12 protein-coding genes are annotated in these 16,084 nt (G+C 66.4%); 9 read left to right on the top strand and 3 right to left on the bottom strand.

Annotated features, from left to right (window positions below; translation table 11 throughout):
• Nucleotides 1–114: 114 nt before the first annotated feature.
• On the top strand, nucleotides 115–1,428 hold the full coding sequence (locus tag AC1M14_RS06625; protein WP_111825602.1) for a solute carrier family 23 protein: 1,314 nt from the start codon (nucleotides 115–117) through the stop codon (nucleotides 1,426–1,428).
• On the opposite strand, the gene AC1M14_RS06630 is transcribed toward AC1M14_RS06625, so the two are convergent.
• Nucleotides 1,425–3,020 carry a methyl-accepting chemotaxis protein gene (locus tag AC1M14_RS06630; RefSeq protein ID WP_479731242.1) on the bottom strand — a complete coding sequence of 532 codons (1,596 nt, stop codon included), beginning with the start codon at nucleotides 3,018–3,020 and terminating at the stop codon, nucleotides 1,425–1,427. The two genes, AC1M14_RS06625 and AC1M14_RS06630, sit on opposite strands and share 4 nt — an antisense overlap.
• 573 nt (nucleotides 3,021–3,593) lie before the next feature.
• Here AC1M14_RS06630 and greA point away from each other — a divergent pair.
• Nucleotides 3,594–4,070, top strand: coding sequence for a transcription elongation factor GreA (greA, locus tag AC1M14_RS06635; protein ID WP_102773568.1), 477 nt, complete (start codon nucleotides 3,594–3,596; stop codon nucleotides 4,068–4,070).
• 130 nt (nucleotides 4,071–4,200) lie between these two features.
• On the opposite strand, the gene AC1M14_RS06640 is transcribed toward greA, so the two are convergent.
• The gene (locus AC1M14_RS06640; protein WP_102773567.1) at nucleotides 4,201–4,800 is read right to left on the bottom strand and encodes a YhbY family RNA-binding protein; all 600 of its coding nucleotides are present in this window, start codon (nucleotides 4,798–4,800) and stop codon (nucleotides 4,201–4,203) included.
• Nucleotides 4,801–4,818: 18 nt separating this feature from the next.
• On the opposite strand from AC1M14_RS06640, the gene AC1M14_RS06645 reads away from it, so the two are divergent.
• The 5 genes from AC1M14_RS06645 to AC1M14_RS06665 all read left to right on the top strand — a co-directional run bounded on the left by AC1M14_RS06645 (nucleotide 4,819) and on the right by AC1M14_RS06665 (nucleotide 10,775).
• Nucleotides 4,819–5,451: an RlmE family RNA methyltransferase gene (locus AC1M14_RS06645; RefSeq protein ID WP_102773566.1), complete on the top strand. Its 633-nt coding sequence runs from the start codon at nucleotides 4,819–4,821 to the stop codon at nucleotides 5,449–5,451.
• 204 nt (nucleotides 5,452–5,655) lie between these two features.
• Nucleotides 5,656–7,542 carry an ATP-dependent zinc metalloprotease FtsH gene (gene ftsH / locus AC1M14_RS06650; RefSeq protein WP_102773565.1) on the top strand — a complete coding sequence of 629 codons (1,887 nt, stop codon included), beginning with the start codon at nucleotides 5,656–5,658 and terminating at the stop codon, nucleotides 7,540–7,542.
• A gap of 18 nt (nucleotides 7,543–7,560) precedes the next feature.
• Nucleotides 7,561–8,406, top strand: a complete 846-nt coding sequence (folP, locus tag AC1M14_RS06655; RefSeq protein WP_102773564.1) for a dihydropteroate synthase — start codon at nucleotides 7,561–7,563, stop codon at nucleotides 8,404–8,406.
• Nucleotides 8,403–9,746 carry a phosphoglucosamine mutase gene (gene glmM, locus AC1M14_RS06660; protein WP_102773563.1) on the top strand — a complete coding sequence of 448 codons (1,344 nt, stop codon included), beginning with the start codon at nucleotides 8,403–8,405 and terminating at the stop codon, nucleotides 9,744–9,746. Before folP ends, glmM begins: the two co-directional genes overlap by 4 nt.
• 225 nt (nucleotides 9,747–9,971) lie before the next feature.
• A complete protein-coding gene (locus tag AC1M14_RS06665) occupies nucleotides 9,972–10,775 on the top strand; it encodes a GNAT family N-acetyltransferase (RefSeq protein ID WP_102773562.1) in 804 nt (267 codons plus the stop codon).
• Between the two features lie 159 nt (nucleotides 10,776–10,934).
• On the opposite strand, the gene ppx is transcribed toward AC1M14_RS06665, so the two are convergent.
• Nucleotides 10,935–12,422, bottom strand: a complete 1,488-nt coding sequence (ppx, locus tag AC1M14_RS06670; RefSeq protein ID WP_102773561.1) for an exopolyphosphatase — start codon at nucleotides 12,420–12,422, stop codon at nucleotides 10,935–10,937.
• A gap of 222 nt (nucleotides 12,423–12,644) precedes the next feature.
• Here ppx and ppk1 point away from each other — a divergent pair, with 222 nt between their 5' ends.
• Both ppk1 and pstS read left to right on the top strand, forming a co-directional pair.
• Entirely contained in the window at nucleotides 12,645–14,720 is a 2,076-nt protein-coding gene (ppk1, locus tag AC1M14_RS06675; RefSeq protein WP_209165784.1) for a polyphosphate kinase 1, read from the top strand.
• A gap of 278 nt (nucleotides 14,721–14,998) precedes the next feature.
• Entirely contained in the window at nucleotides 14,999–16,039 is a 1,041-nt protein-coding gene (gene pstS / locus AC1M14_RS06680) for a phosphate ABC transporter substrate-binding protein PstS (RefSeq protein ID WP_102773559.1), read from the top strand.
• The last annotated feature ends 45 nt before the right edge of the window (nucleotides 16,040–16,084 follow it).

The following is a 16,084-nucleotide window of genomic DNA, read 5'->3' on the forward strand; positions in this document are numbered from 1 at the left end:
CAATACGGCATCGCCGCGAGGAACTTAAACGTTGCGGGTGGTTCGCGGCCCCATTTACACTGGCGCCCGCTCGCAGTCTCCATCCTCCCTTCGAACCACTTTCCCGGGGCATCCATGTCCAATTCCTACTTTCCGCGCTGGCGCCTGGCCGACGACGCCGAGCCCGGCGTCATCATCGCGCCCGACGAAAGGCTGTCCTGGCCCAAGAACGTGGCCATGGGCGCCCAGCACGTCGTCGCCATGTTCGGGTCCACCGTGCTGGCGCCGCTGCTGATGGGCTTCGATCCCAACGTCGCCATCCTGATGTCGGGCATCGGAACGCTGATCTTCTTCCTGTTCGTCGGCGGCCGGGTGCCGAGCTACCTGGGTTCCAGCTTCGCCTTCATCGGCGGCGTGATCGCGGTCACCGGCTACGCCGGGGCCGGCCCCAACGCCAATATCGGCGTGGCGCTGGGCGCCATCATCGCCTGCGGCCTGGCCTATACGCTGATCGGCCTGCTGGTCTGGATCGCCAACTCGCGCGCGGGCGCGGGCGCGAACTGGATCGACACGCTGATGCCGCCGGTGGTCACGGGCGCGGTGGTCGCCGTGATCGGCCTGAATCTGGCGCCCATCGCCGCCAAGGGCGCGATGGGGGCCTCGGGCTTCGACACCGCGATGGCGCTGGTCACCGTCCTCTGCGTCGGCGGCATCGCGGTCTATACCAAGGGCATGGTGCAGCGCCTGCTCATCCTGGTGGGCATGATCCTGGCCTGCGTGGTGTACGGTGTCTTCGCCAACGGCCTGGGCCTGGGCAAGCCGATAGACTTTTCGGCGGTGTCCGCGGCCGCCTGGTTCGGCCTGCCGCAGTTCGCCGCGCCCGTGTTCAAGGCCGAGGCCATGGGCCTGATCGTGCCGGTCGCCATCATCCTGGTGGCGGAAAACCTCGGCCACGTGAAGGCGGTCAGCGCCATGACCGGACAGGACCTGGACCGCTACCTGGGCCGCGCCTTCGTGGGCGACGGGGTCGCCACCATGGTGTCGGGCGCGGTGGGCGGCACCGGCGTCACCACCTACGCCGAGAACATCGGCGTCATGGCCGTGACCCGCATCTATTCCACCCTGGTCTTCGTGGTGGCCGCCCTGATCGCCATCGTGCTGGGCTTCTCGCCCAAGTTCGGCGCGCTGATCCAGACCATCCCCGCGCCGGTGCTGGGCGGCATGTCGGTGGTGGTGTTCGGCCTGATCGCCATCGCCGGCGCCCGCATCTGGGTGGTCAACCAGGTGGACTTCAGCGACAACCGCAACCTCATCGTGGCCGCGGTCACGCTGGTGCTGGGGGCGGGCGACTTCACCGTCAAGCTGGGCACCTTCACCCTGGGCGGCATCGGCACCGCCACCTTCGGCGCCATCATCCTGTACGCGCTGCTGCGCCGCCGGAAGACCTAGACGGGCACCAGCCGGGCGGTCGGCGTCACGTCGATCGCCTGGCCCGACAATGTCTTGAACACCGCGGTGGCCTCGGCCAGGCGCCGCGCCTGGTCCTCCATCGCCGCGGCGGCGGCGGAGGCTTCCTGCACCAGCGCCGCGTTCTGGTGGGTGACCTCGTCCATCTGCGCGATCGCCAGGCCGACCTGGTCGATGCCGCTGGCCTGCTGGGCCGAGGCGGCGGAGATCTCGCCCATGAGGCAGGCCACCCGCTGCACCGAACCCACGATTTCCTGCATGGTCCGTCCGGCGGCCTCGACCTGGGCCGAGCCGGCGGTCACCGTGGCCACCGAGGCCTCGATCAGGGCCTTGATCTCCTTGGCCGCCAGCGCGGCGCGCTGGGCCAGCGTGCGGACCTCGCCGGCGACCACCGCGAAACCCTTGCCCTGCTCGCCGGCGCGGGCCGCCTCCACCGCCGCGTTCAGCGCCAGGATGTTGGTCTGGAACGCGATGCCGTCTATCACCGAGACGATGTCGGAGATCTTGCGCGAGCTGGCCGAGATGTCCTGCATGGTGGATACCACTCGGTCCACGCTCTGGCCGCCGCGTTCGGCCACGTCCATGCTGTCCATCACCAGCTGGTTGGCCTGGGCGGCGCTCTGCGCGTTCTGCTTGACGGTCGCCGCCAGCTCTTCCATGGTGGTGGCGGTTTCCTGCAGCGCCGACGCCTGCTGCTCGGTGCGCACCGACAGGTGGGCATTGCCGGCCGCGATCTCGGCGGCGCGCGCGTTGATTTCCTCGACTCCCTTGCGCACCGCGGTCACCGTGCGGGTCAGGCCTTCCTGCATGCGCCTGAGCGCGGCGTAGAGGCAACCGATCTCGTTGTCGGAACGGCTGTGCACGCGCGTCGTCAGGTCGCCGGCCGCGATGCGGTCGAAGTAGCCGCTGGCCTGCCGCAGCGGCCGCAGCACCGAAAAGCGGATGAAGAGCCAGCACAGCACCGTCAGCAGCACCCCGATGGCGACCAGCGCGGTGGCCGATATCTGCGCGGTGGAGTAGGTGCGCTGGGAACTGGCCAGCACGCCGCCGCTGCGTTCGGCGGTCCATGCCAGGAACGCCTGCATGTCCTGGGCGAAGCCGGTGTCGGCCCGCTGCGCCCATGCCTTGTCTTCCTGGTACTTGGCGGGCAGGCGTTCGCGCACGTCCGCCCTCAGCGCGTCGAGCGCCGCGCCATACTCCGAGAAGCTGGCCTGCACCGCCTGCGCCAGGGCCTGGTCGCGCCCGCTCCTGGGCACGTCGATATAGCGGGCGAAGCGCTCGCGCGCCAGCGCCAGGTGCTCCATGGCCTGCTGCTCGGCCTGCCCGGCCTGGTCCTCGGCGCCCACCCGTTGGGCTGTCATGGCGCTGCTCAGCGCGAGCCGCGTGCGCAGCAGGGCGGCCTCGGCCTGATACAACGGGTCGACCTGGTCGACCGCGACATGGTTCAAGTCCCGGATCTCGGCGACGCTGCGCTGGGCGTTGGTCCAGCCCAGGCCATTGGCCAGGGTCAGGACGATCACGAAGCTGCCCAGCACCAGCAGCATTCCGGTGCGGACCGTCAAATTTTCAAGCATGGGTGTTTCTCCTTCCTCAGTGCATTGCGCGGCGCCCGGCAGCGGGCCGGGCCGTCCGCGACGGCGGGGCGGGCGGGCCGCGCATGGCGCCCGCCGCTACCTACATCGGAAGTGACAGGGATGGCTGCGGCCGGCCGAGGTGGGCGCACAGAAAAAGAACCGATCCGGACCCATATGTATGAATTTGTTAATAATTCGACAATTTGTATTTTTAAACCGATTCAGCTGTCTTTTTCCAGTCGTTTTTCCCGTCGGCCGCCGCATCCGCCATGTTTTGGGCCGGCATGCGCGGCCGGTTTGCGTTTGCGCAAGGACATTGGAAAAAAATCACGTTTTCGGACGGTTACGGCATCGAAATCCGCCGAAAACGACGGTTTCTCCGGTGGCTTGCAATTCCGGTGGACTTTGCCCACAATATGACCTTGATTGCCCCGGTTCCGACCCGAGCCGGGGTTTTGTTTTGGTCGTTTGCCGCGCCGCCGTCAAGAAGTCCCGACGGCACGGGCGCGCGTTTTGCGGCCTTCACCGAGAACGCTCCTTCGGGGCGTTTTCTTCTTTTGTTTGGGAAACGACATGTCTGCCATTCCTTTGACCGTGCGCGGGGCCGAGCGCTTGCAAGAAGAGCTCCAGCGGCTGAAAACCGTGGAACGTCCCGCTGTGATTAACGCTATCGCCGAGGCGCGTGCCCAGGGCGATCTGTCGGAAAACGCCGAGTACGACGCAGCTCGCGAGCGCCAAGGCTTTATCGAGGGCCGGATTGCTGAGCTTGAAGGCACGCTTTCCAATGCCCATCTGATCGACCCCACCGCCCTCGAGGCCGAAGGTCGCGCCGTATTCGGCGCAACCGTCGAGATCGAGGACCTGGATTCGGGCGATCGCGTGACGTACCAGATCGTCGGCGACGTCGAAGCCGACATCAAGGCGAACCTGATCTCCGTGTCGAGCCCGGTGGCCCGCGCGCTGATCGGCAAGAGCGAAGGCGACGTGGTCGAGGTCAAGGCCCCGGCTGGCGTTCGCGAGTATGAAGTGTTGGGCGTGCGTTACATCTGACGCCGCAGTAGTTAGCAGGAAACCATCAAAACACCATAGTCAGCGCCGTGCTGTACGCATGGATTCCGCGGTTCGATGCGGGCAGCTATGGTGGGCCGGGCGCGTAAAGCGCCCGTTTTTGTGCCTGCGTTCAGCGTTTCGCCGTACGGCGGCTGGTGCCGCTACGGGCTCCGGCCCGCAGGCTGAGCGCGCTGCCGGCGCGGCGCGGAATGCCGTGGCCGCTGGCCGAGGCCTTCTTGGTGCTGGGACGCATGGGTTTGCCGTTCTTGTTGAGCTGATCGGCCGGAACGAAGCGCGTCTTAGGCTTGGGTTCCTCGGATTCGCTGCGGCGCGGGCGCTTGGCCAGGGTCTTGCCTTCGGCGGCCAGCTTCTTGGGCGTATGCGGCTCGGAGGCGCGGCGCTTGGCGGGACGTTCGGGTTCCTGGGCGGCCAGGGCGGCGGGCTTGATATTGCCGGCCAGCGGGCGGAACAGGATCAGGGTCTTGCCGAGGTGGTGGACCGGGGCGCACGACAGCGTGTCGCAGATGGTCGACAGCATGGCGTCGCGGGCCTCGCGGTCCTCGCCGCCGGCGCGCACCTTGATGAGGCCGTGCGAAGTCAGCGCGAGGTCGATTTCCTTGAGCACGGCTTCGGTCAGGCCATTGTCGCCGATCAGGACGACGGGGCGCAGAGGGTGAGCGGCGGACCGAAGGTCGCTGCGCTCACGAGAGGTAAGTTCTAATATAGGCATGCGTGGAATTGTACGGTAATGGCCAAGAATAAATTCTCCAAAGACTGGATTCACCAGCACATCAACGATCCCTATGTGAAGCTGGCGCAACAGAAGGGCTACCGGGCCCGCGCCGCCTTCAAATTGATCGAGATCCTGGAAACCGAAAAACTGATGCGCCGCGGCGACCTGGTCGTGGACCTGGGTTCGGCCCCGGGCAGCTGGTCGCAGGTGGCGCGCGAGCGCCTGGCGGGGCCGGGCGGCGTGGTCGACGGGCGCATCATCGCGCTGGACCTGTTGCCGATGGAGCCGGTGGCGGGGGTCGAATTCATCCAGGGCGACTTCCGCGAGGATGACGTTTTGAAACAATTGGAAGACCTGGTCGGACCGCACGCGGTGGACCTTGTTATTTCCGACATGGCCCCCAACTTGTCAGGCGTGGGGAGCGCCGATTCGGCGCGTATCCAGCACGTGTGCGAACTGGCGATGGAATTCGCCTGCGCCCATCTCAAGCCCAACGGGGCGCTGATCGTCAAGGCCTTCCACGGCAGCGGCTTTTCGCAGATCGTGCAGTCCTACAAGCAGCGCTTCAAGCGGGTGGTCGAACGCAAGCCGAAGGCGTCCCGGGACAAGTCCTCTGAAACCTTTCTGGTTGCGCGCGATCTGAAATAACCCGGCCTGGCCGGGCCCCGGAAAACCCATCGCCCGCCGAGACTACGACCGAGAAAATCCACTAATCAGACGAAACCAACAGAGTCCCGCGCCACGTCAGGACGCAAAATGCCTGACAGGTTAGAATGGGCCATTGACATACTTGTGACTGTGCCATATGCGGGTGCGCGGTCGCCGGTCGGAATCGAATGCAGGAGATCGACCTTGAATAATTCATTTTCGAAAGTCGCTGTCTGGATGGTGATAGCCCTGGTGCTGTTCACCGTCTTCAAACAGTTCGACGGACGCACACAGACACAGGATGGCGTGACCTACACGCAGTTCATGGACGACGCCAAGGCGGGACGCATCCGCAAGGTCGACGTCCAGGGCGACGTGCTGTACGTCACGCCCGACGCGGGCCGCGCCTACACCCTGACTTCGCCCGGCGACCTCTGGATGGTCTCCGATCTGCTGAAGTACGGCGTGCAGGTCTCCGGCAAGCCGCGCGAAGAGCAATCGCTGCTGATGAGCATCTTCGTCTCGTGGTTCCCCATGCTGCTGCTGATCGGCGTATGGGTGTTCTTCATGCGGCAGATGCAGGGCGGCGGCCGGGGCGGGGCATTCAGCTTCGGCAAATCGCGCGCCCGCATGCTCGACGAAAACACCAACCAGATCACCTTCGCGGACGTCGCCGGCTGCGACGAGGCCAAGGAAGACGTCCAGGAACTGGTCGACTTTCTGCGCGACCCCAGCAAGTTCCAGAAGCTGGGCGGACGCATCCCGCGCGGCGTGCTGATGGTCGGCTCGCCCGGCACCGGCAAGACGCTGCTGGCCAAGGCCATCGCCGGCGAAGCCAAGGTGCCGTTCTTCAGCATCTCGGGTTCGGACTTCGTTGAAATGTTCGTCGGCGTGGGCGCGGCCCGCGTGCGCGACATGTTCGAGAACGCCAAGAAGCACGCGCCCTGCATCATCTTCATCGACGAAATCGATGCGGTGGGCCGCCAGCGCGGCGCCGGCCTGGGCGGCGGCAACGACGAACGCGAACAGACCCTGAACCAGATGCTGGTGGAAATGGACGGCTTCGAATCCGGCCAGGGCGTCATCGTGATCGCCGCCACCAACCGTCCGGACGTGCTCGACCCGGCGCTGCTGCGTCCGGGCCGCTTCGACCGCCAGGTCGTGGTGCCGCTGCCCGACATCCGCGGCCGCGAGCAGATCCTCAAGGTCCACATGCGCAAGGTCCCGCTGTCGCCCAACGTCGACGCCACCGTCCTGGCGCGCGGCACGCCGGGCTTCTCGGGCGCCGACCTGGCCAACCTGGTCAACGAGGCCGCGCTGTTCGCCGCCCGCCGCAATGGCCGCACGGTGGACATGTCCGACTTCGAAAAGGCCAAGGACAAGATCATCATGGGCGCCGAGCGCCGCTCCATCGTCATGCCCGAAGAGGAGCGCAAGAACACCGCGTACCACGAGTCCGGCCACGCCATCGTCGCGCGCATGCTGCCCAAGACCGACCCGGTCCACAAGGTCACCATCATCCCGCGCGGCCGCGCGCTGGGCGTGACCATGCAGCTGCCCGAGACCGACCGCTACAGCATGGACAAGGGCCGCCTGCTCTCGACCATCGCCGTGCTGTTCGGCGGCCGCATCGCCGAAGAACTCTTCATGGACCAGATGACGACGGGCGCCTCGAACGACTTCGAACGCGCCACCGCCATCGCCCGCGACATCGTCACGCGCTACGGCATGACCGACGAGCTGGGCCCCATGGTCTATGCCGAGAACGAAGGCGAGGTCTTCTTGGGCCGCAGCGTCACCAAGACCACCCACATGTCCGAAGCCACCATGCAGAAGGTGGACACCGAGATCCGCCGCATCATCGACGAGCAGTACGGCGTCGCGCGCAAGATCCTGGAAGACAACCGTGACAAGGTCGAGGCCATGACCGCCGCGCTGCTCGAATGGGAAACCATCGACGCCGACCAGATCGACGACATCATCGAGGGCCGTCCTCCGCGTCCCCCGAAGACCCCCTCGGGGCCGTCGGACACCTCCGACACGCCTCCCACCGGCCTGGCCGCCGGCGGCAACACGGCAGCTGCCGTCTGAGGGCTTTCGTCCTGAGTTATGGCAAATAACTTCCTTTGCGGGCGCTTCGAGTTCGATCTCGAGCGCCCGCTTGTCATGGGTATCGTCAACGTCACGCCGGACTCCTTTTCCGACGGCGGCCAGCACGACGATACCGATTCCGCGGTGGCGCACGCGCGCCAGCTGATCGCAGAAGGCGCCCAGATCCTGGACCTGGGCGGCGAATCCACGCGCCCCGGGGCCGATCCGGTCTCGGCCGACGACGAACTGGCCCGGCTGCTGCCGGTGATCGAGGCGCTGCGCGACTGCGGCGTGCCGCTGTCGATCGACACGTTCAAGCCCGAAGTCATGCGCGCGGTGCTGGACGCGGGCGCGGACATGATCAACGACATCTATGGCTTTCGCCAGCCCGGCGCCGTCGAGGCGGTGGCGCAATCGCGCTGCGGGCTGTGCGTGATGCACATGAAGGGCGAACCCCGCACCATGCAGGCAAGCCCGCCCGAATACTCCGACCTGATCGGCGAAATCGGGATTTTTCTGGGGGCGCGCGCACACAAGCTGCGCGCGGCCTGGGTCGACCCCCGCCGCATCGTGCTCGATCCCGGCTTCGGCTTCGGCAAGACCGGCGACCAGAACTTTCAACTGCTGCGCCGGCTCTCCGGTCTGCGCAGCATCGGCTATCCATTGCTGATCGGCCTGTCGCGCAAATCCATGATCGGCCAGGCCACTGGCCGGCCGGTGGACGACAGGTTGCCCGGCAGCATCGCTGCGGCGCTGGCCTGCGTGGCGCGGGGCGCTTCCATCGTGCGGGTGCACGATGTGGCCGCCACCGTGGACGCGCTCAAGGTATGGCACGCGGCAGAACAAGGAGCACTCACTTCATGATTCGACGCAAATATTTCGGCACCGACGGCGTGCGCGGCGAGGTAGGCGGCCCGGTGGTCAACGCGGAATTCGCGCTGCGCCTGGGCTACGCGGCAGGCCGGGTGCTAGCGCGCGAGCACGCCGTGCGCGGCGGCAGCCGCCCGCAGGTCGTGATCGGCAAGGACACCCGGATCTCCGGCTACATGCTGGAATCCGCGCTCGAAGCCGGCCTGTCGGCCGCGGGCATCGACGTGCTGCTGGCCGGCCCGGTGCCGACGCCGGCCGTGGCGTACCTGACCCGCGCTCTGCGCCTGGTGGCCGGCATCGTCATCAGCGCCTCGCACAACCCCTACCACGACAACGGCATCAAGTTCTTCTCGGCCCAGGGCATGAAGCTGCCCGACGACATCGAGGCCGACATCGAGGCCGCGCTCGACGAGCCGCTGGGCTGTGTGGCCTCCGAAGCGCTGGGACGCGCGCGCCGCATGGGCGACGCGCAGGGCCGCTACATCGAATTCTGCAAGAGCACCTTCCCCAACGACCTGGATCTCAACGGGATGACCATCGTGGTCGACGCCGCCCACGGCGCCGCCTACAACATCGCTCCCCACGTGTTCCGCGAGCTGGGCGCCGAGGTCCACGCCATCGGCGTGCACCCCGACGGCTTCAACATCAACAAGGGCGTGGGCGCGCTGCATCCCGAACTGCTGGCCAAGGAAGTCAAGGCGCGCGGCGCCCACCTGGGCATCGCGCTCGACGGCGACGCCGACCGCCTGCAGATGGTCGACGGCGACGGCCGCATCTATAACGGCGACGAGCTCATGTACGCCATCGTCCGCGAGCGCATGCAGCGCGGCAAGGTCGACGGCGTGGTCGGCACGCTGATGACCAACTTCGGCTTCGAGCGCGAAATGCAGCGCCTGGGCGTGGGCTTCGAGCGCGCCAACGTGGGCGACCGCTACGTCCTGGAGCAGATGCAGGCGCGCGGCTGGCTCTACGGCGGCGAAAGCTCCGGCCACCTGCTGTGCCTGGACTGCCATTCCACCGGCGACGGCATCGTCGCCGCGCTCCAGGTCCTGACCGCGCTGCGCCGCAACTCGGTCGGGCTGGCGCAGTGGGTCAGCGACCTGCGCATGTATCCCCAGAAAATGATCAACGTGCCGCTGGCGCCCGGCCTGGACTGGAAAACCCACGCCGGCCTGAGCGCGGCGCGCAAGGCGGTCGAGGCGGAACTGAACGGCCGCGGCCGCATCCTCATCCGCGCCTCGGGCACCGAGCCCAAGCTGCGCCTGATGGTCGAGGCCGAGGACGAGGCGCTGGCCGTCTCCTGCGCCGAGAAACTTGCCGCCAGTCTGGGATAAGCGCTTTCCTGATCCGGATCAATTCAGACGAAAACCAAGGCCACCCGGCATATGGCGGGTGGCCTTTGCCATACTCAAACGGCATATATTTGTAAAGAATTGTCGAGATCTGCCTAAAGTGTATGGATCTGCAGCGAACTAAACTTCATAGTCACGTAACATATTGGTCAAGTCTTTGACATACAGGGCGTCCACACTGGCTGGACTCTCTAGGAGCTTCCCGCAATGCTGGAATTAGCACGCATCAACCCGACCCGTAATGCTGCAGAGCCTTGGACCGGTGCCGCCGCCAAGGTGCTGGTGGTGGGCTTGGCGCGCACCGCTGAAGAAATCGAGCAGATTCAACGCCTGCGCTACGACGTCTTCACCGAAGACATGGGCGCGGTGTTCCCCGACGCCCAGGACGGCGTCGAGCACGACCGTTTCGACCCCTATTGCGAACACCTCATGGTCCGCGAGCTGGATACGGGCCGGGTGGTGGGCACCTACCGCATCATGACGCCCGAAAAGGCGCGCGAGGCGGGCGGTTACTACTCGGAGTCCGAGTTCGACCTCTCCGGCCTGGGCCCGATCCGCGATGAACTGGTCGAAGTCGGCCGCTCTTGCACCCATGCCGACTACCGCGGCGGCGGCGTCATCATGCTGCTGTGGTCCGGCCTGGCGGAATATCTGCGCCGCGGTGGTTACGAATACGTGCTGGGCTGCGCCAGCGTCAGCCTGCGCGATGACGGCGTCACCGCCGCCGAGGTCTGGCGCACCATCGCCAAGCACCTGCCGCAAGACGGCGAGCCGCGCGTCAAGCCGCTGCACCGCTACCCCGTCGAAAAGCTCAACAGCACCTTGCCGGCGCGCGTGCCGCCGCTGATCAAGGGCTACCTGAAGCTGGGCGCCAAGGTCTGCGGTGAACCCGCCTGGGACCCGGATTTCAACGCGGCCGACTTCCCGGTCCTGCTCAAGATGGGCCGCATGGACGAGCGCTACCGCCGCCATTTCGGCCTGGACCAGCCGGCCCTCGCCACCGAGCGCTGATCGCCATGCACCGCGTCCGCCGCCTTTTCCGCCGAATGACGATCAGGCTGGTAAGGCGGGTGACGCGGCCCCTGCGCATGGAATTGAAACGGCTGGAGCGCGAAACCAACCTGTCCCCGTTCTAGTGTCCTGCCCAACCGCGGGCAGGACACGGGCTGCCTAGAACTCCAGCAGCTCGAACGAAAACCCCACCTTGTTCCATTCGGCCTCTTCGGCGCGCAGCGTGAAGTCGCTCAAGGGGTGCTGGGCCAGCCATTCGCGGTTGACCCGCACCACGATGGAGTTGTCGCGCACCGACGCCGTCAGCGGCAGCGGCTCGATCTCGTTGCGGCGGCGGAACAGCAGCACCGCCAGGCGCAGGCTCAGGATGGCCTTCCATTGCGGCCGCGAGCGCACCAGCGGCTCCAGCTTGGTCAGCTTGCCCTGGTGGCCCAGCGCCAACAGCGCCAGCAACTGCTGGTCGGCGCGCGAAAAGCCCGGCATGTCGGCGTTTTCCAGCACGTAGGCGGTGTGTTTGTGATACGCGTTGTGGGCGATCGACAGGCCCACTTCGTGCAGGTCGGCCGCCCAGCCCAGCGCCGGGCGCAATTCGGCGCGCTCCTGGCCGTCCGGGAACAGCGCGTCGAACAGGGTCAGCGCCGCCTGGCGCACCCGGCGGGCCTGGTTCAGGTCCACGTGGTAGCGCTTCATGAACTGGCGCACCGACTCGTCGCGCTTGTCGTGCTCGTCGTCGCGGCCCAGCAGGTCGTACAGCACGCCCAGGCGCAGCGCGCCGTCGCCGGTGTGCATGACTTCGATGCCCAGTTCGTCGAACAGCGCGCTCATGATGGCCAGGCCGCCCGGCAGCACGTCGGCGCGCTCGATCTTGATGCCCGGCAACTCGGACGGAATCACCCGACCCGAGCGCACGATGCGGTCTTTCAGCTTGGTCAGCCCCGCGCGCGTGATGCCTCGGTCGGAAAAACGGCTTTCGGTCAGGATGGCGAACAGCGCCTTGGCCGTGCCCGAGGACCCGTAGGCCTCTTTCCAGCCCATCTTGCGGTACTGCTTGGCGATGACCTCGATCTCGCGCCGCGCGGCCAGCTCGGCCTGCTTCATCTGGTGCGCGTCGACCACGCCGTCCGAAAAGAACTGCCGGCTGTAGCTGACGCAGCCCATATAGAGCGAGGACATCAGCGAGGGTTCGTGCCCCTTGCCGATGATGACCTCGGTGGAGCCGCCGCCGATGTCGATGACCAGGCGCTTGTTGGGCGAGGGGGGCAGGGTGTGGACCACCCCGGAGAAGATCAGGCGGGCCTCTTCGCGCCCGGCGATGACTTCGATGGGAAAGCCCAGCGCGGCCTCGGCCCTGGGCAGGAAGTCGCGGGTATTGCGCGCCACGCGGAAGGTGTTGGTGGCGACGGCGCGCACGCGGTTGGGGTGGAAGCTGCGCAGGCGGTCGCCGAAGCGCTCCAGCACGGCGATGGCCCGGTCGATGGCGTCGTCGCCGAGCCGCTTTTCGGCGTCCAGGCCGGCCGCGAGCCGGACGGTTTCCTTGAGGCGATCGATCTGATAGATCTGGAGCGTACCGTCCTGCTGAACGATGCGCCCGATTGAGAGGCGGAAACTGTTGGACCCGAGGTCCACCGCGGCCAGAAGTTGATCCATGCGGCTCGTGAAATATAGGCTGTGAGGTGGTCCGATTATAGAGACCCCATATGACAGCGCCCCGCGGCGCGGATTTTTTCTTACGGAACAGGGGCTTGGACGTGTCGGCGGCTTATCTATGTGTCCCGGTTTTGGCGTACGCTACGCTTTTAGCGTGGTGTCATGGAACCGTCACTTTTTTGCAGTAAAACTCCACGTCCCCCCCTACGTATGGAATCCGGTATGCCCTCACGCCCTCCCGCCGAGCCCCTGCTCATGAACCGCGAGCTGTCGCTGCTGAAGTTCAACGAACGCGTGCTGGCGATGGCGGAGGACCCCAAGACGCCCCTGCTGGAACGGTTGCGCTACGTCTGCATCGTCAGTTCCAACCTGGACGAGTTCTTCGAAATCCGGATTTCCAGCCTCAAAGAGCAGCAGCGCCAGTCGCCGAACTTGGTGGGGCCGGACGGCATGACGCCGGACGAGGCCTTCGAGCACGTGCAGCAGGCCGTCCACGAGCTGGTCGGCCGCCAGTACAACCTGCTCAATGACCAGATCCTGCCCGCCATGCACGCCGAGGGGATCACGCTGCACCATGCCTCCGAATGGAACGCGCAGCAGCAGGAGTGGGCGCGCGAGGTGTTCAACCGCGACGTGATGCCGCTTCTGACCCCCATCGGGCTGGACCCGGCGCACCCGTTTCCGCGCGTCTACAACAAAAGCCTGAATTTCATCGTCTCGCTCTCGGGCGCGGACGCCTTCGGGCGCCAGGCCTCCATCGCCGTGGTGCAGGCCCCGAGGGCGCTGCCACGCCTGATCAAGATGCCGCAGGAGCTGTCCGGCTATCCGGAAGGCTACATCCTGCTGACCTCGCTGCTGCGGGCCTTCGTCGGCGAGCTGTTCCCGGGCCTGGAGATGCTGGGCTGCTACCAGTGGCGGGTCACGCGCAACAGCGACCTGTTCGTCGACGAGGAAGAAGTCACCAACCTGCGCCATGCCCTGCAGGGCGAACTGTCGCAGCGCAATTTCGGCGCCGCCGTGCGCCTGGAGATCGACAAGCTCACCCCGGTCGAGCTCGAAACCTTTCTGCAGCGCGAGTTCTCGCTCAAACCCGAGGACACCTACCGCGTGCCCGGCCCGGTCAACCTGTCGCGCCTGATGCAGCTGTGCAACTCCGACTCGCGGCCCGACCTGCTGTTTCCGGAATACCGCGCGCCCGTGCCGGCGCCGTTCGACCGGGTCGGCGACAAGCCCGCCGAACTGTTCGAGGCCGTCGCCCAGCAGGACCGGCTCCTGCACCATCCCTACCAGTCGTTCCAGCCGGTCATCGACTTCCTCACCGCCGCCGCGCTCGACCCCGACGTGATGGCCATCAAGCAGACCATCTACCGCACCGGCGAGGACTCCGAGCTGATGAAGATCCTGCTGGCCGCCGCCCGCGCCGGCAAGGAAGTGACGGTGGTGGTGGAGCTGATGGCGCGCTTCGACGAGCAGACCAACATCAACTGGGCCTCCAAGCTCGAAGAGGTGGGCGCCCACGTGGTCTACGGCGTGGTGGCGCACAAGACCCACGCCAAGATGGCCGTGGTCCTGCGCCGCGAGAAAGGGCGGCTGCGCCGCTACGCCCACCTGGGCACCGGCAACTACCATCCGCGCACCGCCCGCCTGTACACCGATTTCGGCCTGCTGACCGCCGATCCGCGCCTGTGCGAGGACATGGACAAGGTCTTCGCGCAGCTGACCGGCCTGGGCGCGCGCCGCGCGCTCAAGGCGCTGATGCAGTCGCCCTTCACCATGCACGACGGCATGGTCGCCCTGATCCGCGCCGAGGCGCGCGCCGCCAAGGCCGGCAAGCGCGCCCGCATCATGGCCAAGATGAACTCGCTGCTGGAAGAGCAGATCATCGAGGAACTCTACAAGGCGGGCCAGGCCGGCGTGAAGATCGACCTCATCGTGCGCGGCGTATGCGCGCTGCGCGCCGGCGTGCCCGGCCTGTCCGAGAACATCCGGGTGCGCTCCATCGTCGGCCGATTCCTCGAACACTCGCGGGTTTTCTATTTCTTCGCCGAAGGCCAGGAAACGGTCTACCTGTCCTCGGCCGACTGGATGGACCGCAATTTCTTCCGCCGCGTGGAAATCGCGTTCCCGATCTACGACAAGGCCCTGAAAAAGCGCGTCATCGACGAGGCCTTCACCTACGCCCTGCGCGACAACCAGCTGGCCTGGCAGCAGCAAGCCGACGGCGACTACGCCCGAGTCAAAAGCCGCCGCGAGCCCTTCAATCTGCATCAGTACCTGATGCAGAAACTGGGTGTGTAACCCCCAGCGCGCCGCGCCAAACCCGGGCTAATCCCCACGCCCCCTCCCTGCGCACGGCTCTATCTCGAGGCACCCCCGTCAACGCCAACCCAGGCCGGGCGGATCCGGCTCCGCCGGTCCGCTCCGGCGCCCCCCTGGGGGGGAGGCGCGCAGCGCCTCGGGGGGGGATCATGACTGTCACTATCCTGTCATGTTGGGCTTCTAAGATGCGGGGGTCGCTGAAAGACGGGCAGTAACAAGCCTGCCAGACTCCTCCAACGAGCACAGAAGGAACCCAGATGTTCAAACGTGTCTTCAAGCAAGTTTCCCTGGGCGTCGCGCTGAGCGCCGCCGTCTTCGCCGTCCAGGCCGCCGACGTGACCGGCGCCGGCGCATCGTTCCCGTACCCGATCTACGCCAAGTGGGCGTCCGACTACAAGGCCGCCACCAACAACGCGGTCAACTACCAGTCCATCGGTTCCGGCGGCGGCCAGCAGCAGATCATCGCCAAGACCGTGGACTTCGGCGCCTCGGACGACCCCATGAAGGCGGCCGACCTGGAAAAGAACGGCCTGCTGCAGTTCCCGGCCGTCATCGGCGGCACCGTGGCCGTGGTCAACATCGACGGCGTGAAGCCGGGCGAACTGAAGCTGTCGGGCAAGGTCCTGGCCGACATCTTCCTGGGCAAGGTCAAGAAGTGGGACGACGCCGCCATCAAGGCGCTGAACCCCGACCTCAAGCTGCCGTCGGCCGACATCATCGTCGTGCACCGTTCGGACGGCTCGGGCACCACCTTCGGCTGGACCAACTACCTGTCCAAGGTGTCGCCTGACTGGAAGTCGCAGGTCGGCGAGGGCAAGGCCGTCAAGTGGCCGGTGGGCCAGGGCGGCAAGGGCAACGAAGGCGTCGCCGCCTACGTCGGCCAGCTGAAGAACTCGATCGGCTACGTCGAATACGCCTACGCCAAGCAGAACAAGCTGGCCTGGACCCAGCTGCAGAACAAGGACGGCAAGTTCGTCCAGCCCGAGCAAAAAGCCTTCGCCGCCGCGGCCGCCAACGCCGACTGGAAGAGCGCGCCGGGCATGGGCGTGGTGCTGACCGACGAGCCGGGCGCCGAATCGTGGCCCGTCACCGCCGCCACCTTCATCCTGGTCCACAAGACCCAGGACAAGCCGGTGCAGGGCAAGGCCGTGCTGGACTTCTTCGACTGGGCCTTCAAGAACGGCGCCAAGTCGGCCGAAGCGATGGACTACGTGCCGCTGCCGGAAGCCGTCACCAAGGAAATCCGCGCCGCCTGGGGCGAAGTCAAGACCGCCGACGGCAAGCCCGTCTGGAAGTAAACGGGCGACCGCAGGATGGGTGTAGCGCGAGATCCCGTAATCAAG

Source organism: Achromobacter sp. SX5, assembly GCF_056711425.1.